The sequence below is a fragment of the Pseudomonas knackmussii B13 genome (genome assembly GCF_000689415.1).
Taxonomy (GTDB): Bacteria; Pseudomonadota; Gammaproteobacteria; order Pseudomonadales; family Pseudomonadaceae; genus Pseudomonas; species Pseudomonas knackmussii.
Window position 1 is genome coordinate 5,826,923 of record NZ_HG322950.1, and the last position, 26,588, is coordinate 5,853,510.

Consider the following 26,588-nt stretch of genomic DNA (forward strand, 5'->3'; position numbering starts at 1 on the left):
GCGGCTTGGGAAAAGTTGACGGGGCGCACAGTTTACCCACAGTCGAGGGCTCTGCAGCAGGCGTTCTGACATTACTTTATCGACCGCGCCCTAGGTAACTTTACCCATCGGCCTAAAGCCGCCCGACGGCGGGGCTCGCGCAGCCGGCACGGCTCGGCGCTGCGCCGGGGCTTGGGTATAATCTCGCTCTTTTTCCCGGAGCACCGCCATGACCCTGCCCAGCTTGCGTCTGAAAGCCAATGCCGAGCGCCGCCTGCGCGCCGGCCACCTGTGGGTCTACAGCAACGAGGTGGATGTCCACGCCACGCCGCTGAACGCCTTCGCCGCCGGCGACCAGGCGATCCTCGAGATGGCCAACGGCAAGCCCCTGGGCGTGGTGGCGCTGAGCCCGAACAACCTGATCTGCGCGCGCCTGGTTTCCCGCGATACCAAGCACGTTCTCGACAAATCGCTGCTGGTTCACCGCATCAATGTCGCCCTGAGCCTGCGCGATCGTCTCTTCGACAAGCCCTTCTACCGCCTGGTCTACGGCGATTCCGACCTGCTCCCGGGCCTGGTGGTCGACCGCTTCGGCGATGTGCTGGTAGTGCAACTCGCCTCGGCGACCATGGAACGCCACCGCGACGACGTCCTCGCCGCGCTGCTGCAGGTGCTCAAGCCCAGCGCCGTGCTGTGGAAGAACGACTCCAGCGCGCGTGATGCCGAAGGCCTGGAGCGTTACGTGGAGAACGCCTACGGCGAAGTACCCGAGTGGGTGCCGCTGGAAGAGAACGGCGTGAAGTTCGAGGCGCCGGTGCTGGCCGGGCAGAAGACCGGCTGGTTCTACGACCACCGCATGAACCGCGCGCGCCTGGCACCCTATGTAAAGGGCAAGCGCGTCCTCGACCTGTTCAGCTACATCGGCGGCTGGGGTGTGCAGGCCGCGGCCTTCGGCGCCAGCGAAGTGATGTGCGTGGACGCATCGGGCTTCGCCCTCGACGGCGTCGAGCGCAACGCCACCCTCAACGGTCTGGCCGAGAAGGTCGCCTGCGTCGAGGGCGACGTGTTCGACGCCCTGCGTGAGCTGAAGGCCGCCGACGAGCGCTTCGACGTGGTCGTCGCCGACCCGCCGGCCTTCATCAAGCGCAAGAAGGACCTGAAGAACGGCGAGGCCGCCTACCGCCGCCTCAACGAACAGGCCATGCGCCTGCTGAACAAGGACGGCATCCTGGTCAGCGCCTCCTGCTCGATGCACCTGCCCGAGGACGACCTGCAGAACATCCTGCTCGGCAGCGCCCGCCACCTGGACCGCAACATCCAGCTGCTCGAGCGCGGCGGCCAGGGCCCGGACCACCCGGTACACCCGGCAATTCCGGAAACCCGCTACATCAAGAGCCTGACCGTGCGCCTGCTGCCCAACAGCTAAGGCCCGACGCTCCCGACCGCCAGCCTTCCCCTGGCGGTCGGGGCCGGCGTAGAATCGCGCAATCCCTCGCCAACACCCCCCGGCGGGCCCGTGAGCCCAGGCCGCGCGGGCGGTGACCCCGCCCCGCCTTGCAGCCCCCTCCGAACATGCAGCTCCATCTGCCGTTTGCATGTCCTTCGTACGACGCTCACGATAAGACTCTTACCGTTACCTGATTAGCCGCAGGAACTCGTCATGCCCGATTACCGCTCGAAAACCTCCACCCACGGCCGCAACATGGCCGGCGCCCGCGCCCTCTGGCGCGCCACCGGGATGAAGGACGAAGACTTCAAGAAGCCGATCATCGCCATTGCCAACTCCTTCACCCAGTTCGTGCCCGGCCACGTGCACCTGAAGGACCTGGGCCAGCTGGTCGCCCGCGAGATCGAGAAGCACGGCGGTGTGGCCAAGGAATTCAACACCATCGCCGTGGACGACGGCATCGCCATGGGCCATGACGGCATGCTGTATTCGCTGCCGAGCCGCGAGATCATCGCCGACTCCGTGGAGTACATGGTCAACGCCCACTGCGCCGACGCCATCGTCTGCATCTCCAACTGCGACAAGATCACCCCCGGCATGCTGATGGCCGCGCTGCGCCTGAACATCCCGGTGGTGTTCGTCTCCGGCGGCCCGATGGAAGCCGGCAAGACCAAGCTGGCCAACCACGGCCTGGACCTGGTCGACGCCATGGTCGTCGCCGCCGACGACTCCTGCTCCGACGAGAAGGTCGCCGAGTACGAGCGCAGCGCCTGCCCGACCTGCGGCTCCTGCTCCGGCATGTTCACCGCCAACTCGATGAACTGCCTGACCGAGGCCCTGGGCCTGTCGCTGCCGGGCAACGGCTCCACCCTGGCTACCCACGCTGACCGCGAGCAACTGTTCCTGCGTGCCGGCCGCCTGGCCGTCGAGCTGTGCCAGCGCTACTACGGCGAAGGCGACGACAGCGTGCTGCCGCGCAACATCGCCAACTTCAAGGCATTCGAGAACGCCATGACCCTCGATATCGCCATGGGCGGTTCGACCAACACCATCCTGCACCTGCTGGCCGCCGCCCAGGAGGCGGAAGTGGCCTTCGACCTGCGCGACATCGATCGCCTGTCGCGCAAGGTGCCGCAGCTGTGCAAGGTCGCGCCGAACATCCAGAAGTACCACATGGAAGACGTGCACCGCGCCGGCGGCATCTTCTCCATCCTCGGCGAGCTGGCCCGTGGCGGCCTGCTGCACACCGACGTGAGCACCGTGCACAGCCCGAGCATGGCCGACGCCATCGCCCAGTGGGACATCACCCAAACCAAGGACGAGAAGGTCCACACCTTCTTCAAGGCCGGCCCCGCGGGCATCCCGACCCAGGTCGCGTTCAGCCAGAGCACCCGCTGGGACACCCTGGACGATGACCGCGCCGAAGGTTGCATCCGCAGCGTCGAGCACGCGTACTCGCAGGAGGGCGGCCTGGCCGTGCTGTACGGCAACATCGCCCTCGACGGCTGCGTGGTGAAGACCGCCGGCGTGGACGAATCCATCCACGTGTTCGAAGGCACCGCGAAGATCTTCGAGAGCCAGGACGGCGCCGTGAAAGGCATCCTCGCCGACGAGGTGAAGGCCGGCGACATCGTGATCATCCGCTACGAAGGCCCGAAAGGCGGCCCGGGCATGCAGGAAATGCTGTACCCGACCAGCTACCTGAAGTCCAAGGGCCTGGGCAAGGCGTGCGCCCTGCTCACCGACGGCCGCTTCTCCGGCGGCACCTCGGGCCTGTCGATCGGCCACGCCTCGCCGGAAGCCGCCGCTGGCGGCGCCATCGGCCTGGTGAAGGACGGCGACAAGGTGCTGATCGACATCCCCAACCGCAGCATCAACCTGCTGGTGAGCGATGAAGAACTGGCCGCCCGCCGCGCCGAGCAGGACAAGAAAGGCTGGAAGCCGGCCGCCCCGCGCGCGCGCAAGGTGACCACCGCGCTCAAGGCCTACGCCCTGCTCGCCACCAGCGCCGACAAGGGCGCGGTGCGCAACAAGGCGATGCTGGAAGGCTGATCGTCCCGCGTCACGAAGAAGCCCGGCCTAGTGCCGGGCTTTTTCTTTTCCCTGCTGCAACGAGCGCTTGCCCCCAGAGAACGCGTAGGAGCAACTGTCTTTTGGGCTCCCGCGTTCGCGGGAGTGACGGGATTAAGATTCGTACTCTCCTGCGTCATCCCCGCGAACGCGGGACCCGGCTTCATCGCGAACAGCGCTTGCGCTGGCCCGAAGGGGAATCACCCAGAAACCCGTAGGAGCGAAACGCCCGCGCATCCGGGAGTCGCCATTTGCGAGCAAGGACGGGGCGCCCCTTCGTTCCTACGAAAATCCCCACGCCTGTCCTATGCCACTGTCCGATCGAAGCCCAGCCCCGTAAAATTCCGCTCTTTTTTTCGGACTGCCGCCATGAGTTCCCAGGAAACCCCCGTCCTCGCCGACACGAACCAGCGCGACCTGGTCTACGGCCTGGAAGACCGCCCCGCCCTGCCCATCGCCCTGCTCGCCGCGTTGCAGCACCTGCTGGCGATCATCGTCCCCATCGTCACCCCCGGCCTGCTGATCTGCCAGGCGCTGGGCGTGTCGCCGCGCGACACCAACCTGATCGTGTCGATGTCGCTGGTCATCTCTGGCATCGCCACCTTCGTCCAGTGCAAGCGCTTCGGGCCCTTCGGCGCCGGGCTGCTGATCGTCCAGGGCACCAGCTTCAACTTCGTCGGCCCGCTGATCGCCGGTGGCGCGCTGATGGTCAAGCAGGGCACGCCGGTCGAGCAGGTGATGGCGGCGATCTTCGGCGTGGTCATGGCCGGCTCCTTCATCGAGATGGGCGTATCGCGCATCCTGCCGTTCGTGAAGCGCCTGATCACCCCGCTGGTGACCGGCATCGTCGTGCTGATGATCGGCCTGACCCTGATCAAGGTTGGCCTGATCAGCATGGGCGGCGGCTTCTCGGCGATGAGCAACGGCACCTTCGCCAATAGCGAGAACCTGCTGCTGTCGGGCAGCGTCCTGGCGATCATCGTCGCGCTCAACCGCATCCCGGTGGTGTGGATGCGCAGCGGCGCCATCGTCATCGCCCTCGCCGTCGGCTACGCGCTGGCCGGCTACCTGGGCCGACTGGACTTCACCGGCATGCACCAGGCCGCGCTGTTCCAGGTGCCGACCCCGCTGCACTTCGGCCTGAGCTTCTCCTGGAGCCTGTTCATCCCGATGCTGGTGATCTACCTGGTCACCTCGCTCGAAGCCATCGGCGACGTCACCGCCACCAGCAAGGTGTCGAAGCAGCCGGTGGAAGGCCCGCTGTGGATGCAGCGGATCAAGGGCGGGGTGCTGGTGAACGGCGCCAACTCGCTGCTGGCCGGGGTGTTCAACACCTTCCCCAGCTCGGTCTTCGCGCAGAACAACGGCGTGATCCAGCTGACCGGCGTGGCCAGCCGCCACATCGGCCTGTGGATCGCTGCGATGCTGATCGTCCTCGGCCTCTTCCCCAGCGTCGCCGGGATCATCCAGGCGGTGCCCGAGCCGGTGCTCGGCGGCGCGGCCATGGTGATGTTCGGCGCGGTCGCAGCCTCGGGCATCAACATCCTCGCCGGCATCCAGCTCGACCGTCGCGCGCTGCTGATCATCGCCGTCAGCCTGGCCCTCGGCCTGGGCGTGTCGCAGGTGCCAGAGTTCCTCGCGCACATGCCGGCCGCCCTGCGCAACGTGCTGGAGTCCGGTGTCGCCACTGGCGGCATCTGCGCCCTGCTGCTGAACTGGTTCCTGCCGGAGGCAAAGGCACAGGCCTGACGCGAAAATCAGACCTGACTGACAGCCTCACGGGCAATCCGTGGGGCTGCGCGCCCCGCACAGGGGGCAAATCCGAGATGCCTTGAGCCAGATCAGGACAAGGCCGCCGACAAGCGCCCACGCTCTTCATCCCGCTGCCCCAGGGCAGCCCTCCCACTGTGCCAAACGGGGGTTCGATGAATCAGGAAGCCGCGCTGACCGTCAGCATCGACGGCGAAACCATCAGCACCAGCCAAGGCCGCTCGATCCTGCAGGCCCTGCTCGACGGCGGCCGCGCACTGACCGATGGCGTCGGCTGCATGGGCCAGGGCGTCTGCGGCTCGTGCCGCGTGCTGCTGCGCCGCGCCGGCTCGGCCGAGGTCACTACCGCGCTGGCCTGTGAAACCCAGGTCGAAGACGGCATGCAGGTCAGCTTCCTCGACCACCAGCCCTCCGCCCGCCACCACCCCTACAGCCCCGCCGACTGGCAGGAAACCTGGAGCATCCAGGAGCGCCTGCACGCGACCTTCCCCGAAGCCAGCCACTGCCGCCACTGCGGCGGGTGCGACCGCGCCCGCCCCCAGCACCCGGGGCGCCTGGAGGTGCAGAAGGGCGTGAACCTCGCGGCGGCCGGCGACCTCTCGGCGGCCTGGGTGTTCGACGAATGCATCATGTGCAACCTCTGCACCATCGCCTGCCCCGAGCACATCTCGCCCAACCACCTGGGGCTCTACGTTCGCCGCCTGAGCGCGGCGGTGGCGTTCCGCCCCTCGGACCTGACGCAGCGCCTCTGGCAGATCGACAAGGGCGAGCAACGCGTCGACCCAGACGCGGAGGTGAACTGAAATGGACCAAGGCATTCCCTACCTCCAGGCGCTGGACGCGCTGCGCCAGGGCGATTGCGGCGAGCCACCGGCGCTGGCCGACAAGCAGGGCCTGCTCGACGCCCACCACCCCGACTACCGCCCCGGCAGCCGCGTGCCCCTGGCCATTGGCGCCAACCGTGGCGAGCAGTGCCCGCTGGCATTGGCGCGCCTGCTGCAGAGCAACAGCCAGGTGGACGACGCCGACCTCGCCGGCGCCCCGGTGGTCAACACCGATGTCCTGGTGATCGGTGCCGGCGGTGCCGGTTGCGCGGCCGCCATCACCGCCGCGGAACAGGGCGTTCGCGTGCTGCTGGCGACCAAACTGCGCTCGGGCGACAGCAACACGGTGATGGCCGAAGGTGGCATCCAGGCCGCTGTCGGTGACGACGACAGCCTCCAGCAGCATTTCGAGGACACCCTGCGCACCGGCCACTTCTGCGCCGACCGCACCCTGGTGGCACGCCTGGCCGAATCGGGCCCGGAAACCATTCGCTGGCTGATTTCCCAGGGCATGCTCTTCGACCTCGCCGAAGGCGGCCCCATGGGCGGCAAGCTGCTGCGCAAGAAGCCCGGCGGCGCCAGCCGCGCGCGCATCCTCTCGTACCGCGACTACACCGGCCTGGAAATGATGCGCGTGCTGCGCGAGGCGGTGGAGCTCGAACCGCGCATCACCCTGTGGAACCGCTGCCCGCTGGTCGAGCTGCTGTCCGACGAGAACGGCCAGTGCGTCGGCGCGGTGCTCTACAACCTGGAACGGCACGGCTTCATCCTGGTCCGCGCCAGCCGGGTGATCCTCGCCACCGGCGGCGCCGGGCGGCTGCACCTGAACGACTTCCCCACCTCCAACCACTACGGCGCCACCGCCGACGGCCTGGTGCTGGCCTACCGCATCGGCGCCCGGCTGCGCGAGCTGGACTCCTTCCAGTACCACCCCACGGGCCTGGCCTGGCCGTCGCACCTGCTCGGCGGGCTGATCTCCGAGGCAGCGCGCTCCGCCGGCGCCTGGCTGGTCAACGGCGAGGGCCAGCGCTTCATCGACGAGCTGCAGCCGCGCGACGTGGTGGCCGCCGCCATCCTCCGCGAATGCGCCGAAGGCCGCGGCATCGAGCGCGACGGTTTGGCTGGCGTGTTCCTCGACACCCCGGGCCTGGAGCGCCGCTTCCCCGGCCTGCTGCGCCAGCGCCTGGTGAGCCTCTGCCACCTGGCCGCGCGCAGCAACATCAACCCCACCCGCGAACCCCTGCTGGTGCGCCCGACACTGCACTACCAGAACGGCGGCGTGGGGATCGACGAGTACGGCGCCACCACGGTGCCCGGCCTGTATTGCGCCGGCGAAGTCAGCGGCGGCATCCACGGGCGCAACCGCATGATGGGCAACGCCCTGCTGGAGATCATCACCTTCGGCCGCCGCGCCGGCGCCCACGCGGCGAGCACCGCCGAGAGCAAACCGGCGCCCAAGGTCGGGCTGTTCCACCTCTACGACTGGCAGCGCCAGCTGACCCTCGCCGGCTTGCCGGTGGACGTGCGCGGCCCCCTGCTGTTCCCGCCCTACGGCAACTTCGACCTGCGCGCCGACGCCAGCCTGCGCGGCACCGCGACCGGCCAGCGTCACGCGGCCCTGCCCGGCAACCCGGAGACCGCGCCATGAGCGAGTTCACCCCCGTCCTGCTCGCCCCTTCCGCGCAAGTAGGCGCCAACCTCCAGGCCTGGCTCGCCGGCAACGGCGGTCTGGGACTACGACGCGCCCTCAGCGATCCTGCGGCGATCATCCCACTGCTGCGCCAGGCAGACCTGCGCGGCATGGGCGGCGCCGGCTTCCCCACCTGGCGCAAATGGGCCGCCGTCGCCGAGCAGCCCGGCGGACAGGACAAGTACGTGCTGTGCAACGGCAACGAGGACGAGCCCGGCACCTTCAAGGATCGCGTCCTGCTGGAGCGCAGCCCGCACCAGGTCATCGAGGGCGCGCTGATCGCCGCGCTCGCGGTCGGCGCCAATCAGCTTCGGTTGTACGTGAACCCGCACCAGAGGGCATCGCTGGCAAGCCTGCGCGAGGCCGTCCAGCAATGGCGCCAGCACGCCCTCTGGGACGAGCTGTGCGGCGCTCTTGGCCGCCCGCTGGAATTGCACGTGGTGGAGAGCTCCGGGCTCTACATCGGTGGCGAGGAAACGGCGGTGATCGCCAGCATCGAAGGCGGCTTCCCCTTCCCCCGCAGCAAGCCGCCCTACCCGGCCGAACAGGGCGTGGACGGCCGACCGACGCTGGTCAACAACGTCGAGACCCTGGCCAACGTCCCGCACATCCTGCGCAATGGCGCCGACTGGTACGCAGCCCTCGGCCGTGGCCAAGCGCATGGCAGCAAGCTCTATTCGCTGTCCGGCGACGTGCTGCGCCCGGGCCTCTACGAATTGCCCATGGGCATCAGCCTGCGCGAACTGGTGTTCGGCCAGGGCGGCGGCATGCTCCTCGACCGGCCCTTCAAGGCAGTGTTCACCGGCGGCCCTTCGAACACCCTGCTGACCGCCGCCGACCTCGACGTGGCGCTCGACTTCGACAGCCTGCGCGACCGCCACTCCAGCCTCGGCACCGGCGCGATGATCGTGATTTCCGCCGGCACCAGCATCGTGCGCAAGGTCGCCGAGTACGTCGACTTCTTCGCCGCCGGCTCCTGCGGCCAGTGCCCGCCGTGCAAGACCGGCACCTACCAGCTCTCGCGCCTGCTGCGCCGCATCGACACCGGCAGCGGCGTGACCAAGGACCTGCGCGCCCTGGAAAGCCTCTGCGAGCTGCTCCCCGGCAGCGGCCGCTGCGCGCTGGTGGACGGCGCCGTCACGGTGGTGCGCAGCTCCCTCGAACAATTCGGCGACGAGTATCGCCAGCAGCTGCTCGACTACCCGCGAGGCGGCTGATCGGTTCGCTCATTCTTCAGGACGCATCATGAAACTCTCCTGGAACTACCTCCTCCCGGCGCTGCTCGCGCTGGCCCTGGCGGCCATCCCGGCGCCCGCCGGACTGGCGCCGCACGCCTGGTACTTCTTCGCGATATTCGCCGGAGTCGTGCTCGGGCTGATCCTCGAACCGCTGCCCGGCGCGGTGCTAGGCCTGATCGGCATCGCCGTGGTCGCCGCGCTCGCGCCCTGGGTGCTGTTCAGCCCCGAGCAACTGGCGAGCCCCGGTTTCAAGCCCGCCACCGAGGCGCTCGCCTGGGCGCTGACGGGCTTCTCCAACAGCACCGTGTGGCTGATCTTCGCCGCCTTCATGTTCGCCCTCGGCTACGAGCGCACGGGCCTCGGCCGACGCATCGCCCTGCTGCTGGTGAAAGCCATGGGCCGACGCACCCTGAGCCTGGGTTACGCGGTGATGCTCGCCGACCTCGCCCTGGCGCCCTTCACCCCGTCGAACACCGCGCGCAGCGGCGGCACCGTGTTCCCGGTGATCAGCAACCTGCCGCCGCTGTACGACTCGCGGCCGAACGACCCGAGCGCGCGGAAGATCGGCTCCTACATCATGTGGGTCGGCATCGCCTCCACCTGCGTGACCAGCTCGATGTTCCTCACTGCCCTGGCGCCCAACCTGCTGGCCGCCGCGCTGGTGGAAAAGACCGCGCACGTGCACCTGAGCTGGTGGAACTGGTTCGTCGCCTTCGCGCCCCTGGGCTTCCTCCTGCTCGCCTTGCTGCCGCTGCTCGCCTACTGGCTGTACCCGCCGCAGATCAAGCGCAACGACAAGGTCCCGGCCTGGGCCGCCGAAGAGCTGCGCACCCTCGGCCCGCTGTCGCGCAAGGAAATCATTCTGCTGGTGCTGGTGCTCGCCGCGCTGGCGGCCTGGGTCTTCGCCGCCGCCTGGCTCGACCCTGCGCTGGTCGGCATCCTGGTGCTGGTGGCGATGCTGCTGACCGGCGTGGTGACCTGGGACGACGTGCTTGGCAACCGCGCCGCCTGGAACACCTTCGCCTGGTTCGCCACCCTGGTGGCGCTGGCCGGCGGCCTGAGCAAGGTCGGCTTCGTCAGCTGGTTCGGCCAACTGGTGGCCACCCACATGAGCGGCCTCAGCCCCACCACGGCCATGCTGGTGCTGGTCAGCGTGTTCTATCTGGCGCACTACCTGTTCGCCAGCTCCACGGCGCACACCACGGCGCTGCTGCCGGTGATCCTCGCCGCCGGCATGGGCATTCCCGGCATCGACCTGCAGGTGTTCGCCCTGCTGCTCGGCACATCCCTCGGCCTGATGGGTATCATCACGCCCTACGGCACCGGGCCGAGCCCGGTGTACTACGGCAGCGGCTACCTGCCGAGCGCGGACTACTGGCGCCTGGGGTCGATCTTCGGCGCGCTCTTCCTCTTCACGCTGCTGGCCCTCGGCGCCCCCTGGATGATGGCTGTATTCGGCTGACTGCATGACCAAACCACCCCTGCGCATCGGCGTGATCGCCGACACCCACAACCTGCTCCGGCCCGAGGCGCTGGAGCGGTTGCGCGGCTGCCATCAGCTGCTGCACCTGGGCGACATCGGCAAAGCGGAAATCCTCAATGCCCTGCGCCAACTGGCGCCGCTGAACGTGGTGCGCGGCAACAACGACACCGACGCCTGGGCCGAAGCACTGCCGGAAACCCTCTGCCTGGAATTCGGCGGGCTGCGTCTATACCTGATCCACGACCTCAAGCAGCTGAGCATCGACCCGCGCGCCGAGGGTTTCGACCTGGTGCTGGCCGGGCATTCGCACAAGCCGTTGAACGAAGTGCGCGACGGGGTGCTCTACCTCAACCCCGGCAGCGCCGGGCCGCGCCGGTTCAAGCTGCCGATCTCGCTGGCGATCCTGACGATCAGTGAAGGACGTGCCGAGGTGGAGATGATCACCCTGTAGGAGCGGCCCATGGCCGCGATTCGCGCGCATGGCGCGCTCCTACACAGGGTCAAGGCTCCAGCAGTTGCTCCGCGAGCTTCGCCACCTGCTCCTGGCGCTCGCTCTTCTCCACGCGTTTGTGGCCATTGAGCGTCGACCACTCCGGGTGTGCGCGTGCCTTACGCAGGACTTCCGGCAGCTTGCCCTCGCGCCATTGCTTGTCCTCCGGCGAAGCCACGCGGATAGCCTCCATCGCCGCGTGCCCGCGGGTCTGCAATGCCGCCAGCAACTGGCGCTGCCGCAGGGCGAGCAGGCGCAGCACGCTGTCGTCCACCGAGAGTTCGCGCTGCCCTTTCAATTTGCCCATCAACCGCTGGCCGTAGTGGCCGAAGGTCTGCCAGGCGCCGCCGGCCAATGCACCGAGAGCGGTGGCCGCGCCCAGGGTCAGGCCACCCACCAGCAGGTCGATGCCGGCGCCCGCAGCGGCACCAGCTGCCACGCCGCCGCCCAGGCGCACGCCGAGCTGGCGCAGGGTTTCCGGGTTGAACAGGTCGTCGCCCCAGCGACCGTCGAGCAGCGGCAGGTCGGCGGCGCGGGCGTCGTCCTTGCGGAACGCGTACAGCCGCAATAGCGCCTGCACGCAGGCTTCCTCGCGCTTGCGCACGCGGTCGCGCAGTGCCTCTGTGGCCTGGCTGATCGCCGCGGCATCGCCGGGTACCAGGTCGCGGCAGGCGGCCACGTCCAGCAGCAGTTCGGCGATCAGTCGCGCGCCGGCCTCGCGGCGGGCCACGGCCTGGGCCTCGTGGTCGTCGATCAGGCGCTCCAGTTGCGGCCGCGACTTCTCCAGCAGCAGGGCCAGGCTCTCGTAGAGCCGACGCTCGCCGTCCAGCGGCGGCGCAACGCTGTCGAAGCGCACCAGCGCGTGCAGGCCAAGACGCGACAGCGCTTCGCGCCACTGCTCCTCGCGATGTTCATTGGCGGCGACGAAGTTCAGCACTGGCAGCAATGGCCGCGCGCAGCCGGCGAGCACTGCCAGTTCGTCGCGGTACTTGGCGAGCACCGGCTCGCGGGCGTCGATCACATAGAGCCCGGCATCCGACGCGAGCAACTGGCGCAGCACCTTGGCCTCCTGCTCGAAGCGCCCGCGCGCTTCGCTGCCGTCGAGGAAGCGGCGTAGCTTCTCCGGGCCGTCGAGGCGTTCGCCCGGGCGCTCCTGCGCATCGAGGTAGTCGCGCAGGGCGATGGCGTCTTCCAGGCCGGGGGTGTCGTACAGCTCCAGCAGCGCCTGGCCGTCCACCGACAGCCGCGCGCCTTCGACGTGACGGGTGGTGCTGGGGCGATGGGAAACCTCGCCGAAGCCGACATCGCGGGTCAGGGTGCGCAGCAGCGAGGTCTTGCCGACGTTGGTGTGGCCGACCACGGCCAGCCGCAGGGGCTCAGTCATGTCCGCTCTCCAGCCAGCCCAGCAGGGACGCGCCGCTGTGCCGCAGGCCGAGTTTGTCGATGGCCGCGTGCCAGTCGGCCAGGCGATCGCCGTCCAGCGCAGCGCCAGCCGGCGGTTGCAGCAGCCAGACACGGGTGGCGCCGGCGCAGCGCGACAGCTCGGCGATCAGCGCCAGGGTGCCGCGATCCGGCGAGCGCCGTGGGTCGCAGGCGATGGCCAGGCGCGCCGGCGGATAGCGCGTCAGTTGCTCCAGCAGACGGCGGCGCTGCGCACCGTCGTCGAGTACGCCGGCATCGGCTACTCCGGCCGGCAGCTTCGGCGGCCAGGCTTGGCTGTCATCCAGTTCGATGGCCACTAGCAGCGCGCCCTCGGCACTGGCAGCGGGGTTCTGCGCCTGCGGCTCGACCAGATTGGCGGGAGCGGCGTCGTTCACACCCAGTCGCTCGCTGCTCGGCAGCAGGCGCTCGCGCAGCAGGCTGTAGCCGGGCAGCGAGAGGTCCAGGCGCAACGCCGCGCGACCACTGCGCCAACGCCACAGGCAGACCAGCCAGAGCACCAGGCGCGGCAGCAGGCCGTAGACCAGCAGGATGCCCACCAGCCAGCCGGCCCAGGCGTGGCGCGCCGCTTCACTGGCCACCAGGGCATCGCCGCTGGCGCGCACCAGCTCGCTGTCCGGCAGCGGGAAGCCGAGCAGCGCCGGCAACGTGCCGAGGCCGTGGGTGAGGAAGACGAAGGTGTCGCCGCCGAGGATGGTGGTCTCCCAGACGAAGCCGTAGCGCCGCGTCGACAGCAGCGCCAGCAGCACCACCAGCGCGGCGCCGAGGGCCAGCAGCCAGAGGCCGTGGACCAGCATGCCGAGCACCCAGCGGGTCAGGCGCTGGCGGCCGAGCAGCACCAGAAGCGCCGGCGCCAGCTGCGCGGCCTGGGCATCGCGCGCGAGCTTGCCGCTCAGCCATAGCCACAGTCGCCCGAGCGCGCCGGCCGCCTCGCCGCCGCCAAGGGCAAAACCGCAGGCCCAGCCGAGCAGCATCAGCAGGTCCAGGCCGAGCAGGCTGGCCAATGCCCAGAACACGTTGACCGGACGCTGGCCATCGCCGAGCGCGGCCAGGGCGAGGCCGCCGCCGCTGAGCAGGGCGAGGACCACGAGCAGGTAGAAGGCCAGTTGCGCGCCCTGTTTCCACAGGCGCAGGGCGCTGTCGAGCTGGTCGCGGGCGGCCAGCCAGAGGGCGCGGGATTCGATGCGCCGGGGCAGCTCGCCGCCGGCGGCAATGGCGCGGCGGTTGGCCTCGGCGTCTTCCAGCGCGCCGGCCTGCTCCTCGCGCAGGCGCACGGCCTCGCACAGCCAGAGTCGATCGAAGGGGGAGGATGGGGCGCTGTCGCTCACGGGGTCTCCGATGCGGGTTCCTGGCCGGCAAGCATAACCCCTGCACCGCCACTCGTCCGCCCGGCGGGGTAACACCGGCCCGCCGCGACCCAACCAAGGAGGGGCTTACCCGGCGCCTGCGCGGGTATAGGGTGCGAAGACTCGCCAGAATAAGAACAACGAGGCCCGCCATGCCGCGCATCCTGCCCTGCGCCCTGCTCCTGCTGCTCGTCTGCGGTACCGCCGCTGCCGTCGAAACACCGCCGGTGCGCCCCTCCGACTGGGGCCCCGACACCCCGCTGATGCAGGCGGTGCCGCCGCGCAAGCTGGACGCGACGGTCGGCCAGCGCGCCTCCGACAGCGACGAATCGAAGCTGTGGATAAGCCATACCGACTTCCGCATCCACGACGACATCGGCTTCTTCATTCGCCGCATGCTGATCCGCATGAGCTCCAACGGGCCGAAGGGCACGCCGCTGCTGCTCGACGATCCCAAGGCGATGGTCGCGCGCATCCAGGCCGGCGACATCTTCGTCGCCGACGCCACCCTCGCCACCCTGCTCAACGAGGAACTGCGCAACGCCAATGCACCGGTACGCAACCTGGTGCTGAGCACCCGCAAGAACGGCCAGGAAGTGCGCGGCGAGCTGCTGCGCAAGGGCCGTTGGCGGCCACTGCGGATGCTCACCGGGATCGAGCAGGCCGGGCCGCTGAAGGTGGCGCTGGTGCCCAAGCAGATCTTCGTCGATGGCATCGACGTCACGCCCTCGCTCGAGGCCGCTTCCATCGAAATGTCCGAGGTGCTGCAACTGCACACCGCGCACATGCAACTGACCGGCAACCGCATCCTGGTCGACCTCGACGGCCTCTTCCCACCGCCGCGCCTGGAGTTCGCCGTGCGCAGCCTGAAGCTGGCCGACGGCGGCATGGACCTGCTGCTCGGCGACGACCTGGCCAGCCTGCAATGGCCACAGCTGAACGCGCCGGAAAGCTACATGTTCATCCAGGGCGGCGACATCAAGATGGCGCGCACCATCCTGGTCAAGGCCTATGCGCTGTTCACCAGCCTGAGCCCCGAGCAGCCGCTGCTGTTCAACCTCTACGACTACCGCCGCCAGTTGCAGTACGGCGAGATTCGCCTGCGCCAGGACGGCATGGTGCACATCGCCGTGTCGCCGGTGAAGGCGCCCGCGCCCGAGGAGAAAGCCCTATGAAGCGCCTCTTGCCCCTGCTCCTCGCCCTGCCGCTGATGGCCCAGGCGCAAAGCGCCATCGAGCGCCAGCAGGAAGAACTGCACCTGCTGCGCCAGGGCTGGTTCCAGCAGACCCCGCCGGACGCCGGGCACGCCGCCAGCCGCCCCGGCGGCATGCGCGATTCCGGCCAGGACGGCGTCGGCCTGCTGCTGCACGACGTGGACATGTATTTCGAAGGCGGCATCGGCTTCCACAGCCCCGAGCTGAAAGGCTGGCTGGTGCCGCTCAAGACCGGCGAACCGGTGGACTTCGACCGCCCGCAGGACATGCGCATCGAAGTCAGCGAAGGCGAGGTGATCCTCAACCCCCAGCAGCTGGCCAACCTGTTCAACCAGCGCATCCTGGCTTATCCACAGAGCATGCTGCGTAACTTCAGCATGAGCCTGGATGGCGACCGCCTGCTGGTCAGCGGCGAGGTACAGCCGCTTGGCATCGGCCCCTGGCTGCCGCTGCGGCTGTCCGGCGGGGTGAAGCTGGAAGGCGACGAGATCCTCTACCAGCCGGACCAGGTGAAGGTCCTCGGCGTACCTGCCTACGGCGCCATGAGCCTGGTCGGCCTGCACCTGGATTCGCTGGTCAGACTGGAGCGCCCCGGCGCCCTGCTGCGCGACAACGCCATGCGCCTGAACTACCACCAGGTGTTCCCACTGGTGGGCATCGACGGCCATGTCGACGCCGCCTGGCTCGACGACAAGGGCCTGCACCTGCGCTTCGCCCGACCGGCCGGCAGCCCGGCGCCGCGCTTCGAGCCACCGACCCAGGCCGGGCCGTCGTACGTCTGGCTGCAGTCGGGCGACCTGAAGATCTTCGAGATCCTCATCACCTACTCGCAGGTGCTGCTCAAGGCCGAGCAGCCCGGCCAGACGCTGGTGTTCAACCTCAAGGACTACCGCAAGGTGCTGTCCACCGGCATCACCCAGGTCAACGAGGACGGCACCTTCTTCATGCGCGTTCCGCCGTACAGCAACGACACCACCTCCGCCCGGCTGGTATCCTCTGCCGCCGTCGGATCACCTTGAACCCACGCCCCTGAAACCGAGAGTGGAGCCACGATGTCCCAAGCCCCTTCCCGCCTGCCGCTGGCCATGATCGCCGCCCTCGCCGAAAACCGCGTGATCGGCGTCGACAACCGCCTGCCCTGGCACCTGCCGGCCGACCTCAAGCACTTCAAGGCGATGACCCTGGGCAAGCCGGTGATCATGGGCCGCAAGACCTGGGACTCCCTCGGCCGCCCGCTGCCGGGCCGGCTCAACCTGGTGGTCAGCCGCCAGGCCGATTTGCAGCTGGAAGGCGCGGAAGTCTTCACCAGCCTGGACGCCGCGCTGGAACGCGCCGACGCCTGGGCACGCGAAGAGGAAGCCGAGGAACTGATGCTGATCGGCGGCGCGCAGCTCTACGGCGAAGCCCTGCCGCAGGCCGAGCGCCTGTACCTGACCCGCGTGGCGCTGAGCCCGGCAGGCGACGCGCACTTCCCCGAAGTGGAAGCCACCCGCTGGCGCCTGGCCTCGAGCATCGACCACGAGCCGACGGCGGAAACCCCGGCCTACTCCTTCGAGGTGTGGGAACTGGCCTGAGAGCGGAGATTCCAAAGGCCGCTGGACAGCGGCCTCTTCCGTTCAGCGCTTCCGAGCGTTCTCGTAGACGCTGCCGCGTTCGCGCTTGCCTACCGCGATGACCTCAACGACCACGATGTCGTCGTAGACCTGATAGACCAGCCGATAACCAGATGACCGCAATTTGATCTTGTAGCGGTCCTTCTGGTCCTGGCCGTGTAGCTTGGCCGACTCCACCCGCGGGTTCTTCAGCCGCTCGGCCAGCTTGGCATGTAGCTGTTGTTTCACGGGACCAATGAGCTTGTCCCATTCTTTCTTGGCCGAGGCCTTGAATCGGAGCTCGTAGTGCTTCTCTGCGTCACCAGTCCTTGAGGTCATCCAGGGTTACCGTCACCGTCGATTCATCCGCACGCTCATCTGCGAGGCGCCCCAGGTAGATGTCGTCAAGCAACTCGACCATCCGCTCGTACTCATCCGCAGGAACGACATAGAACACCGGCTCATTGCGGTTGAGGATCGCAACAGCGTGGCCCATACCGGCCCCTACCGTCCCCATGGGGTCTTTCTTCAGCTCAGTGATGGAGGCCGCAACGTCAGCCAACATAGCGTGTGCCATTTCATTCTCCTGCCGCGTCATGCGGCCCGGTGTGGTGAACCATCCTTGGCCCGAATCCAGTACTGCCTGTAGAGTAGGCAGAACATTAAGACACCAAATATAGTACTCGTAAAAGCACTATTCAAGGCACCATAGAACCCTATTAGCGATGCTAGCGCCTCTTAGGAAACCTTGCACCGCACAAATAAGAACGCCGCCCCGGTTTCCCGGAGCGGCGATTTTTCTTTCCATCCTCAGAAGGCGAAGTGCGCCTCGTCCAGCGCCATCAGACAACCGGCGCCGCCCAGCAGGGCCTCGCGGTGCATGCTCGCGCGCGGCAGGATGCGACGGAGGTAGAAGTCGGCGCTGGCCAGCTTGGCGCGGTAGAAGTCGGCCTCGCCGCTCCCCGCATCCAGTGCCTTCTGGGCCACGCCGGCAGCCTGCAGCCAGAGCCCGCCGAGCAGTACGTAGGCGGAGTACTGCAGGAAGTCCACCGACACCGCGCCAATCTCCTGCGGGTCGCGCTGGCAGGCGGCGATCACCTCGGCGGTGAGCACGCGCCACTCCAGCAGGCGCTGGCGAAGCGTCTCGGCCATGCCGGCCAGGGCCGGTTGCGCAGCCTGGGTTTCCGCCACGGCGGCCAGTTCGCCGATCAGCGCCGTCAGTTCGGCGCCGCCGTCGCCCAGCAGCTTGCGGCGGATCAGGTCGAGCGCCTGGATGCCGTTGGTGCCTTCGTAGATCTGCGTGATGCGGCTGTCGCGCATCAGCTGCTCCATGCCCCATTCGCGGATGAAGCCATGGCCGCCGTAGACCTGCACGCCGAGGCTGGCCACTTCCTGGCCCATGTCAGTGAGGAAGGACTTCACGAAGGGGATCAGCAGCGCCGCGCGCTTGGACGCAGCCTTGCGCGCCTCCGCATCGGGATGGCCGTGCTCCAGGTCCAGCTCGCGGGCGCAGAGCGCGGCGAGCATGCGGCTGCCTTCGGTGAGGGTCTTCTGCGTCAGCAGCATCCGACGCACGTCAGGGTGGACGATGATCGGATCGGCGGGCTTCTGCGGCTGCGCGGGGCCGGTCAGCGCGCGCGATTGCAGGCGCTCGCGGGCATAGGCCAGGGCGCCCTGGAAGCTGCGCTCGGCGATGCCCAGGCCCTGCAGGCCGACCTGGAAGCGCGCGTCGTTCATCATGGTGAACATGCAGGCCAGGCCCTGGTTGGCGTTGCCGAGCAGCCAGCCGGTGGCGCCGTCGAAGTTCATCACGCAGGTGGAAGCGCCCTTGATGCCCATCTTGTGCTCGATGGCGCCGCAGCTCAGCGCGTTGCGCGCGCCGGGCGTGCCGTCGGGGTTGGCGATGAATTTCGGCACGAGGAACAGGCTGATGCCCTTCACCCCGGCCGGGGCGTCCGGCAGGCGCGCCAGCACCAGGTGGACGATGTTTTCCGAGAGGTCCTGTTCGCCGCCGCTGATGAAGATCTTGCTGCCGCTGACCTGGTAGCTGCCGTCGGCCTGCGGCTCGGCGCGGGTGCGCAACAGCGCGAGATCGGTGCCGGCCTGCGGTTCGGTGAGGCACATGGTGCCGGTCCACACACCGCTGACCATCTTCGCCAGGTAATCGCGCTGCAATTCGGCGCTGCCGTGTTTGTACAGCGCCAGCACAGCACCCTCGGTCAGGCCGGAATAGACGCGGAAGGACAGCGAGGCGGCCATCAGCATCTCGTGGAAGTTCGCCGCGACCAGCTGCGGGAAACCCTGGCCACCAAACTCGACCGGGCCGGTCATGCTCGCCCAGCCGTTGTCGCAGTACTGCTTGTAGGCCTCGCGGAAACCGTCAGGCGTGGTGACTTCGCCGTCGTGCAGGGTCGCGCCCTGCTCGTCGCTGTTGCGGTTCAGCGGCGCGACGACTTCGCCGGTGTAGCGCGCGCCCTCTTCCAGCACGCCGTCGATCAGCTCGCGGTCGAGGCCGTTGCCGAGCAGTTCGCAGTGAGCGGTGGCGTCGAAGAGTTCATGGATGACGAAGCGCATGTCGCGCAGGGGTGCCTGGTAACTCACGATCAATGCTCCTTTTGTACGTCGGCGAAGCGCTGGCCGGCGGCGGCCAGGCGCTCGATCAGCGCGGCCGGCTGCCAGTGCGCACCGTGCTGCCCGGCGAGGTCGCGCAAGCGCGCCAGAATGGTCGGCAGGCCCTGGGCATCGGCCCAGGCCATGGGACCGCCCTTGTCGGCGGGGAAGCCGTAGCCGTTGAGGTAGACGGTGTCGATGTCGGCGCTGCGCGAGGCGATGCCTTCGTCGAGGATCTTCGCGCCCTCGTTGACCAGCGCCAGCAGGCAGCGCTCGAGGATTTCCTCCGGGCCGATGTCGCGGCGCGCGTAGCCCAGCCGCTCGGATTCGCGCAGCACCAGCGCATCGACCTCAGGGTCGTGCTCGGCCTGCCGGCTGCCCGGCTCGTAGTGGTAGAAGCCGTTGCCGCTCTTCTGGCCGAAGCGGCCCATCTCGCACAGGCGGTTGTCGACCTGCACGGTCGGTGCGTCCTGGCCCTTGCCGGCCAGCTCGCGGGCGCGCCATTCGAGGTCAATGCCAACCACGTCGAACATGCGGAACGGGCCCATGGCGAAGCCGAAGCCCTGGATGGCCGCATCCACCTGGTACGGCAGCGAGCCTTCGAGGATCAGCCGGCGCGATTCCTGCACGTACTTCTCCAGCATGCGGTTGCCGATGAAGCCGTGGCAGTTGCCTGCGACGACGCTCACCTTGCCCATGCGCTTGCCCAGCTCCAGCGCTGCGTCGAGCACGGCCGGCGCGGTCCTGGCGCCACGCACGATCTCCAGCAGCTTCATGATGTGCGCCGGGCTGAAGAAATGCAGGCCGAGCACCTGCGACGGACGTTTGGTGACGGCGGCGATGGCGTCGATATCGAGATAGGAAGTGTTGCTGGCGAGGATCGCCGAGGGCTTCAGCGCCGCATCCAGCTCGCGGAAGATCGCCTGCTTGAGTTCGAGGTTCTCGTAGACCGCTTCGATCACCAGGTCCGCCTCGCGGATCGCCGCGTAGTTCTCCGCTGGCGAGATGCGTGCACGGCGGGCCGCTGCTTCGGCCTCGTCGATGCGGCCCTGACGCACGTTGTGGGCGTAGGTGTCGGCCACCGCGCCCTGGGCCTGCAGGAGCATCTGCGGGTTGTTGTCCAGCCATTGCACCTGCACGCCGGCGTTGGCCAGGCACATGACGATGCCGCGGCCCATGGTGCCGGCGCCAATCACGGCGGCAGTGCGAATCGAAGGGGTCTGGCTCATGGTCTTCCTCTTGTTCTGCGAACGGGCGTTTGAGCGAAAAAGCGTCAGACACCTTAGGAAAGATCCAATTATTTTTGAAATTTAGTCTTGTGATGCGCAGTATTCGGCGGATGAATACGAACACCTTCGATCTCAACCTGCTCCGCGTGCTCGACGCCTTGCTGCGCGAACGCAGCGTTTCCCGCGCGGCAGAGCGCCTGGCCCTCAGCCAGCCGGCGGTGAGCAACGCACTGAACCGCCTGCGCGAGCTGCTCGACGATCCGCTGCTGGTGCGCGTCGGCCGCGCCATGCAGCCGACCGCCCGTGCGCTGGAACTGGAAGCGCCGATCCGCGAAGCGTTGCAGCGCATCCAGCAAAGTCTCAGCGGTGGCGAAAGCTTCGACGCAGCGCGCAGCCGCCAGCGCTTCACGGTGGCGCTGACCGACTACGCCGAACTGCTGTGCATGCCAGCACTCTTGCAGCGCCTCGGAACCGAAGCACCAGGCATGGCCCTGGACGTGCGCCACCTGAGCCCGAGCCTGCCGGTCGAGGCGCTGGACAAGGGCGACCTGGACCTGGTGCTGGGGCGTTTCGAGGACATCCCCGCACGCTTCCAGCGCCGCAGCTGGACCCACGAGACGCTGCGCCTGCTGGTCCGCAAGGGGCATCCCGAGGTGCAAGGCACGATCGACTTGCCGACCTTCCTAGGCCAGCGCCACCTGTGGGTGTCGGGCGGGCAGACCAAGGGCATGGTCGACCAGTGGCTGGCCAGCCAGGGGCTGAAGCGGCAGATCGCCTACGTCACCCCCAACTACCTGCAAGCCGCGCATCTGGTGGCCTCCAGCGACCTGCTCACGGTGCTGCCGACACGCCTGGCCGAACACTTCGCCCGCCTGCTGCCGCTGCAGGTGCTGGACCTGCCCTTCGACGTCGGCCAGTTCCACCTGGAGCTGGTGTACCTCGCCCAGCGCGAGCGCGACGTGGCGTTGCAGTGGCTGGTCGAGCAGGTCGTCGAGACGGCGCCGCGCTGATGTCGGCATAGACGGTTTTTGTAGGAGCGGACCTTGTCCGCGATAGCCGGGCAGTCCGGCACGATTCGCGGATGAGATCTGCTCCTACGTAGCTTCTGGATCCCCGCGTTCGCGGGGACGACGCAGGAAAAGCGAATCTTGATCCCGTCACTCCCGCGAACGCGGGAGCCCAATAGACAGTTGCTCCTTCTGCGCCAGCCGCCTGAACGAAAAAACGCGCCCGAAGGCGCGTTTCTCGCGTAACCGGCAACCGTCAGAAACGGTCGCGGATCACCACTTCGTCCAGGCTCAGCTTGCCCACGCGCGGCTTGGGCGCGACGGTCTGCTTGCCGACCGCGACCATCAGGCCGATGACGTGGTTTTCCGGCAGGTTGATCAGCTGGGCCACGGCGTCAAAATCGAAGCCATCCATCGGGCAGGAGTCCAGGCCCTTGCCGCGCGCGGCGAGCATCAGGGTCTGCGCCATCAGGCCGCAGCTGCGCATGGTTTCGTCGCGCTGCACCTGCGGCTTGCCGCGGTAGTAGTTGTCGATGGCGCCGGCCATGTAGTCCTGCACTTCCTGCGGCGCGCCTTCCCAGACGCGGCTGGCGTTCTTCTCCCAGCTGTCGAGCTGGGCGCAGATCACCACCAGCATCGAAGCGTCGGTGACCTGGGCCTGGCCCCAGGCAACTTCGCGGATGTGCGCGCGCAGCTGCGGGTCGCTGACTTCGACCAGGCGCACGTGCTGCAGGTTGAATGCCGAGGGCGCCAGCATGGCCAGCTGCAGCAGCTCGTCCTTCTCTTCACGGCTGAGGCTGAAGGCCGGGTCGTAGCCTTTCACCGCGCGGCGGCTGCGGATGGCTTCGTCGATATGCATGGAGGGACTCCTTTCGATGAGGGGCAAAAGGCGGCAATGGTAAACCGCTCTGGCCCGCGCGTTCAGGCCGATTTGCCGATGAGCATCATCGAAAGGAGCGATCCTCAGCCCTCCACCGGCGCCAGGCCGGCGTTTTCGCTGTACGCGTCCCGTGGCCCGGAGAACACCAGGTAGCCGTCCTCGACCTTGCCGTGGCGCAGCAGCGCCAGGTCCAGGGCGTAGTTCTGGTAGAGCTTCCAGGGCGTGCGATCGCCCTGCTTGGGCATCTTGTCGGCGGCGCGCTGGATGTAGCCGGACTGCAGGTTGAGGAAGGGTTCTTCCTTCACTTCGCCGACCCCGGCGCGCGGCGTGCACTGGCGCATGCCGATGGCGTCGAGGTGGTTGATCAGGCGGCAGAAGTATTCGCTGGAAAGGTCGGCCTTCAAGGTCCAGCTGGCGTTGGTGTAGCCGACCACGGCGGCCAGGTTGGGCAGGTCGCGCAGCATGATGCCGCGGTAGCCCATGCTCTGGTTGACCTGGAACGGCTTGCCGTCCACCGCCAGCTCCGCGCCGCCGAACATCACCAGGTCTAGCCCGGTGGCGGTGACAATCACATCGGCTTCCAGCACTTCGCCGGACTTCAGGCGGATGCCCTTCTCGCAGAAGCTGTCGATGTGCTCGGTGACCACCGAGGCCTTGCCCTTGCGCAGCGCCTTGAACAGGTCGCCATCAGGCACGCAGCACACGCGCTCGTCCCACGGCTTGTAGCGCGGGCTGAAGTGGCGCATGTCGAAGCCCTTGCCCAGCTGGTGCTTGGCCAGGCCGAGCAGGGCCTTACGCACCACATTGGGGAAGGCCTTGGAGAGCATGAAGAAGACCATCTGCATGGCCACGTTGCGGGTCCGCGCCTGGCGGTAGACCCAGGTTTCCGGCAGGAAGCGGCGCAGGAAGTTCGAGATCGGGTCATTCTGCGGCAGGCTGATCACGTAGGACGGCGAGCGCTGCAGCATGGTGACGTGGCGCGCCTTGTCGGTCAGCGACGGCACCAGGGTCACGGCGGTGGCGCCGCTGCCGATCACCACGATGCGCTTGTCGCTGTAGTCGAAGCCTTCCGGCCACAGCTGCGGGTGAATGACCTGCCCACGGAAGCTCTCGCGGCCCTTGAATTCGGGGGTGAAGCCGGCCTCGTAGCGGTAGTAGCCGGTGCACATGAGGAGGAACTGCGCGCTCATGCGCACCGGCTCGGGCTCATCGCCGCGCTGCACGCTCAGGTTCCAGCGCGCGCTGTCGCTGCACCAGTCGGCCTTGAGCACGCGATGGCTGTAGCGAATCTTGCGGTCGATGCCGTTCTCCCGCGCGGTGTCCTCGATGTACTGGCGGATCGAGGGGCCGTCGGCGATGGCCTTGGGATCGGTCCAGGGCTTGAAGTTGTAGCCAAGGGTGTACATGTCCGAGTCGGAGCGGATGCCGGGGTAGCGGAACAGGTCCCAGGTGCCGCCCATGGCCTCGCGGCCTTCGAGCAGGGCAAAAGTCTTGCCCGGGCAATGCTTCATCAGGTGGTAGGCAGCGCCGATGCCGGAGAGGCCGGCGCCGACGATAAGAACATCCAGGTGTTCGACAGACATGGGACTTCCTCGGCCAGTGGGCAGGCAGTGCCTGCTGGAGTCTAGGAGCGAATCGCTTCCCCACACCCTACAAGGCCCGATATCCACACACCGCCAACCTTTAGATTTGCGCGTACACGCCAGCGTTACCGGTTGACCCTGGCCGCGCCCTGCGGCTCAATGCCGGCGCCTTTCGCCCGCCCCTGGAGTACGCCATGTCCACCGCCCTGCAACTGCTGCAGCAGATCGACGCCGCCTACCAGCGCCTGCACGGCAAAGGCATTGGCGCGGACGTCTTCGATGGAGAGGAAAGCGGCCGCCTGGACTGGCTGCACGAGCAAGCGCCCTTCGCCCTGCTCGCCCACGACGCATCCGCCGACCCGCGCTTCATCTACGTGAATGCCGCCGCGCGCCAGGCCTTCGGTTACGGCGAAGAAGAATTCATCGGCCTGCCCTCGCGGCTGAGCGCCGATGCCGATGCCCAGGCCGACCGCGACGCCATCCTCGCCTCGGTGCGCGAGCGCGGCTTCGCCCAGGGCTACGCCGGCACCCGCATCCGCAAGGACGGCTCGCACTTCCGCATCGAGCGCGGCGAGCTTTGGCAGCTCGACGAGCCCAAGGGCCAGGCCGCGCTCGTCTGGGCGGCCGCTTAGAGCTGCCCTTCCACCCACGCCCGCACCTGGGCGTACGGGTAGTCCTCCAGCGTCGCGTAACCCGGCAATGTGCGTGCACGCATGCGTGGGAAGACCGGCACGCTGATGCCGCAGAGGAAGCGCGTCACGCAGTCGGCACTGGGGGAAGCGCCGCGCGCGCCCTGGTACTTGTCGAGGAAGGCGGCACAACGGGTCTGCAGCGTCTGCCCCTCCAGCGGCGGCAGGGCCGGCGGCTCCGGCAGATGGGCCACGCGCCCGGCGCACACCGAGCAATGGCCGCAATGTTCCGGCGCGCGCTCGTCGCCGAAGTAGCGGGCCAGTCGATGGCTGAGGCATTCGTCGCTGGCGAATAGCGCCAACATGGCGCCAATACGCGCGATCTCGCTGCCTTCATGGCGCTTGAAGTAGCCATACAGCTCATCGCCCAGCAGCTGCGGGTCGAACTCGCGGTCGAGCACCGCGTAGACCTCGGTCATCTGCTTGCTTTCCAGCTCGATCCAGCCGCGTTCCTGGAAGTAGTCCAGCGCCTTCACCACCCGCGCGCGCTCGGCGCCGTGGCGTTGATAGAGGGTGTCGAAGTCCAGGGTCAACCAGGTCCGCGCGCGCGCCGAGCAGCTGAGGATCGCCTCGACGAACTGCCGCCGCTCACCCTCGAAGTGATTCAGCAGCGCCTCGGGCTCGATGAGGTTCTTGAAGCGATATTCGGCGAAATAGGCGAAACGCGGCGCGATGATGCCGCGTAGCTCCAGCTGCACCAGCAGCGTCTTGAGCGGCAGCTGGCGGATGTTCGACTGGTCCGACAGCGCCGTCAGCATCAGCTCCCACTGGCCGTTCGGCGCCTGGAGGATTTCCTCCAGCACGCTGCGGATGCCTTCGCGCTCGGGCGTGTCGCCGTAGACGAAGTTCTCCAGCACGTTGAGGCTGTCGCGGTTCGCCAGCACCAGGCAGTCCGAGGGCTGGCCGTCGCGCCCGGCGCGGCCGATCTCCTGGCTGTAGTTCTCCACCGACTTGGGCAGGTCGAAGTGCACCACGTTGCGGATGTCGCTCTTGTCGATGCCCATGCCGAAGGCGATGGTCGCGACGATGCAGTTCAGCTGGCCGGCCATGAAGCGCTTCTGAATCGCTTCGCGCTCGGTGTGATCCATCCCGGCGTGGTAGGCGCAGGCCGGGACGCCACGCTCGGACAGGTGCGCAGCGATTTCCTCAGCGGTCTTCTGCTGGGTGACGTAGACGATGCTCGGCTGGCCCACGCGCGGGCCCAGCCAGTCCACCAGGCGGGCACGTTTGGCCGCAGTGGCGACCGGCTCGACCTGCAGGTTCAGGTTGGCGCGGTAGAAGCCAGTGGTGACCACGTCCTGCTCGGCGATGGCGAACTTGGCGCGCATGTCGGCGATCACCGCAGGCGTCGCGGTGGCGGTGAGCAGCAGCACCTGGGGAATGCGGAACTGCTTCTGGTAGTCCGGCAGCTTCAGGTAGTCGGGTCGGAAGTTGTGGCCCCACTCGGAGATGCAGTGCGCCTCGTCGACCACCAGCAGGGAGATCGGCACCTCGCCGATGAAGTGGCGGAAGCGCTCGTTCTTAAGGCGCTCCACCGAGATCATCAGCACCTTCAGCTCGCCGCTGCGCGCGCGAGCCATGGTCTGCGCCACCTGCTCGCGGCTCTGCGCCGAGTCGATGCTGGCGGCAGCAATGCCATGGCGGGCGAGGAAGGCGAGTTGGTCCTGCATCAGCGCCAGCAGGGGTGAGACCACCAGGGTCAGGTGCGGCAGCAGCAGCGCCGGCAACTGGTAGCACAGCGATTTGCCGGAGCCGGTGGGGAAGATCGCCGCCGCCGAGCGCCCGGCGAGCACGGCCCTGACCGCCGCCTCCTGGCCGGGGCGGAACTGGCGGAAACCGAAGACGGGTTCGAGGGTGTCGTGCATGTGGATAACTCCGTTACATGGGCGTCCACCCAGCCTAGGGACTGCCATTGTAGGAGCGAGCTCGCTCGCGAACAGCGCAAATCCGCTTTGCAAGCGGGCCCGCTCCGCCGCTGGCGTAGGAGCGGGCCATGCCCGCGAATCG

General features: G+C 68.0%; 22 protein-coding genes. 13 read left to right on the forward strand and 9 right to left on the reverse strand.

Features of this window, described 5'->3' with window-relative positions:
* Positions 1 to 208: 208 nt before the first annotated feature.
* The 8 genes from PKB_RS27140 (at position 209) to PKB_RS27175 (ending at position 10,952) form a co-directional block, all read left to right on the forward strand.
* Entirely contained in the window at positions 209 to 1,405 is a 1,197-nt protein-coding gene (locus tag PKB_RS27140) for a class I SAM-dependent rRNA methyltransferase (protein WP_043256216.1), read from the forward strand.
* 234 nt (positions 1,406 to 1,639) lie between these two features.
* A complete protein-coding gene (ilvD, locus tag PKB_RS27145) occupies positions 1,640 to 3,478 on the forward strand; it encodes a dihydroxy-acid dehydratase (protein WP_043256218.1) in 1,839 nt (612 codons plus the stop codon).
* A 387-nt stretch (positions 3,479 to 3,865) separates the two neighbouring features.
* The gene (locus PKB_RS27150) at positions 3,866 to 5,245 is read left to right on the forward strand and encodes a nucleobase:cation symporter-2 family protein (RefSeq protein ID WP_043256219.1); all 1,380 of its coding nucleotides are present in this window, start codon (positions 3,866 to 3,868) and stop codon (positions 5,243 to 5,245) included.
* A 176-nt stretch (positions 5,246 to 5,421) separates the two neighbouring features.
* Positions 5,422 to 6,069 carry a 2Fe-2S iron-sulfur cluster-binding protein gene (locus tag PKB_RS27155; RefSeq protein WP_043256220.1) on the forward strand — a complete coding sequence of 216 codons (648 nt, stop codon included), beginning with the start codon at positions 5,422 to 5,424 and terminating at the stop codon, positions 6,067 to 6,069.
* Position 6,070: 1 nt separating this feature from the next.
* Positions 6,071 to 7,738, forward strand: a complete 1,668-nt coding sequence (locus PKB_RS27160) for an FAD-binding protein (RefSeq protein WP_043256222.1) — start codon at positions 6,071 to 6,073, stop codon at positions 7,736 to 7,738.
* Positions 7,735 to 8,997, forward strand: coding sequence for a complex I 51 kDa subunit family protein (locus PKB_RS27165; protein ID WP_043256224.1), 1,263 nt, complete (start codon positions 7,735 to 7,737; stop codon positions 8,995 to 8,997). The genes PKB_RS27160 and PKB_RS27165 overlap by 4 nt, the downstream gene beginning before the upstream one ends.
* Before the next feature lie 28 nt (positions 8,998 to 9,025).
* On the forward strand, positions 9,026 to 10,480 hold the full coding sequence (locus PKB_RS27170; RefSeq protein WP_043256225.1) for an anion permease: 1,455 nt from the start codon (positions 9,026 to 9,028) through the stop codon (positions 10,478 to 10,480).
* 4 nt (positions 10,481 to 10,484) lie between these two features.
* Positions 10,485 to 10,952 carry a metallophosphoesterase family protein gene (locus PKB_RS27175; protein ID WP_156958098.1) on the forward strand — a complete coding sequence of 156 codons (468 nt, stop codon included), beginning with the start codon at positions 10,485 to 10,487 and terminating at the stop codon, positions 10,950 to 10,952.
* 49 nt (positions 10,953 to 11,001) lie between these two features.
* Here the strand turns inward: PKB_RS27175 and PKB_RS27180 are convergent, their stop codons facing one another.
* Positions 11,002 to 12,375, reverse strand: a complete 1,374-nt coding sequence (locus PKB_RS27180) for a GTPase/DUF3482 domain-containing protein (RefSeq protein ID WP_043256227.1) — start codon at positions 12,373 to 12,375, stop codon at positions 11,002 to 11,004.
* Complete coding sequence (locus tag PKB_RS27185; protein ID WP_043256228.1) at positions 12,368 to 13,759, reverse strand: DUF2868 domain-containing protein; 1,392 nt, start codon at positions 13,757 to 13,759, stop codon at positions 12,368 to 12,370. The genes PKB_RS27180 and PKB_RS27185 overlap by 8 nt, the downstream gene beginning before the upstream one ends.
* A gap of 170 nt (positions 13,760 to 13,929) precedes the next feature.
* On the opposite strand from PKB_RS27185, the gene PKB_RS27190 reads away from it, so the two are divergent.
* The 3 genes from PKB_RS27190 to PKB_RS27200 are packed head-to-tail and all read left to right on the forward strand — an operon-like array spanning position 13,930 to position 16,565.
* On the forward strand, positions 13,930 to 14,952 hold the full coding sequence (locus PKB_RS27190) for a hypothetical protein (RefSeq protein WP_043256229.1): 1,023 nt from the start codon (positions 13,930 to 13,932) through the stop codon (positions 14,950 to 14,952).
* Positions 14,949 to 16,010, forward strand: a complete 1,062-nt coding sequence (locus PKB_RS27195) for a hypothetical protein (RefSeq protein ID WP_052355402.1) — start codon at positions 14,949 to 14,951, stop codon at positions 16,008 to 16,010. Before PKB_RS27190 ends, PKB_RS27195 begins: the two co-directional genes overlap by 4 nt.
* A gap of 33 nt (positions 16,011 to 16,043) precedes the next feature.
* Positions 16,044 to 16,565: a dihydrofolate reductase gene (locus PKB_RS27200; RefSeq protein ID WP_043256231.1), complete on the forward strand. Its 522-nt coding sequence runs from the start codon at positions 16,044 to 16,046 to the stop codon at positions 16,563 to 16,565.
* Positions 16,566 to 16,607: 42 nt separating this feature from the next.
* On the opposite strand, the gene PKB_RS27205 is transcribed toward PKB_RS27200, so the two are convergent.
* The 4 genes from PKB_RS27205 to PKB_RS27220 form a co-directional block, all read right to left on the reverse strand.
* Positions 16,608 to 16,922, reverse strand: coding sequence for a type II toxin-antitoxin system RelE family toxin (locus PKB_RS27205; RefSeq protein WP_043256233.1), 315 nt, complete (start codon positions 16,920 to 16,922; stop codon positions 16,608 to 16,610).
* Positions 16,903 to 17,160 (reverse strand): type II toxin-antitoxin system Phd/YefM family antitoxin, encoded by a 258-nt coding sequence (locus tag PKB_RS27210; RefSeq protein ID WP_043256234.1) that lies wholly within the window; start codon positions 17,158 to 17,160, stop codon positions 16,903 to 16,905. Before PKB_RS27210 ends, PKB_RS27205 begins: the two co-directional genes overlap by 20 nt.
* Positions 17,161 to 17,393: 233 nt before the next feature.
* The gene (locus PKB_RS27215) at positions 17,394 to 19,184 is read right to left on the reverse strand and encodes an acyl-CoA dehydrogenase C-terminal domain-containing protein (protein WP_043256236.1); all 1,791 of its coding nucleotides are present in this window, start codon (positions 19,182 to 19,184) and stop codon (positions 17,394 to 17,396) included.
* A gap of 2 nt (positions 19,185 to 19,186) precedes the next feature.
* Positions 19,187 to 20,422 (reverse strand): 3-hydroxyacyl-CoA dehydrogenase, encoded by a 1,236-nt coding sequence (locus PKB_RS27220; RefSeq protein ID WP_043256238.1) that lies wholly within the window; start codon positions 20,420 to 20,422, stop codon positions 19,187 to 19,189.
* Positions 20,423 to 20,532: 110 nt separating this feature from the next.
* On the opposite strand from PKB_RS27220, the gene PKB_RS27225 reads away from it, so the two are divergent.
* A complete protein-coding gene (locus PKB_RS27225) occupies positions 20,533 to 21,432 on the forward strand; it encodes a LysR family transcriptional regulator (RefSeq protein ID WP_043256240.1) in 900 nt (299 codons plus the stop codon).
* Positions 21,433 to 21,685: 253 nt separating this feature from the next.
* Here PKB_RS27225 and PKB_RS27230 read toward each other — a convergent pair whose 3' ends face one another.
* Positions 21,686 to 22,288, reverse strand: coding sequence for a nitroreductase family protein (locus PKB_RS27230; protein WP_043256241.1), 603 nt, complete (start codon positions 22,286 to 22,288; stop codon positions 21,686 to 21,688).
* Between the two features lie 104 nt (positions 22,289 to 22,392).
* Positions 22,393 to 23,892, reverse strand: coding sequence for a flavin-containing monooxygenase (locus PKB_RS27235; protein ID WP_043256243.1), 1,500 nt, complete (start codon positions 23,890 to 23,892; stop codon positions 22,393 to 22,395).
* A 194-nt stretch (positions 23,893 to 24,086) separates the two neighbouring features.
* On the opposite strand from PKB_RS27235, the gene PKB_RS27240 reads away from it, so the two are divergent.
* Positions 24,087 to 24,524, forward strand: coding sequence for an MEKHLA domain-containing protein (locus PKB_RS27240; RefSeq protein WP_043256245.1), 438 nt, complete (start codon positions 24,087 to 24,089; stop codon positions 24,522 to 24,524).
* Here PKB_RS27240 and PKB_RS27245 read toward each other — a convergent pair.
* Complete coding sequence (locus PKB_RS27245) at positions 24,521 to 26,446, reverse strand: RecQ family ATP-dependent DNA helicase (protein WP_043256246.1); 1,926 nt, start codon at positions 26,444 to 26,446, stop codon at positions 24,521 to 24,523. The two genes, PKB_RS27240 and PKB_RS27245, sit on opposite strands and share 4 nt — an antisense overlap.
* Positions 26,447 to 26,588: the final 142 nt, after the last annotated feature.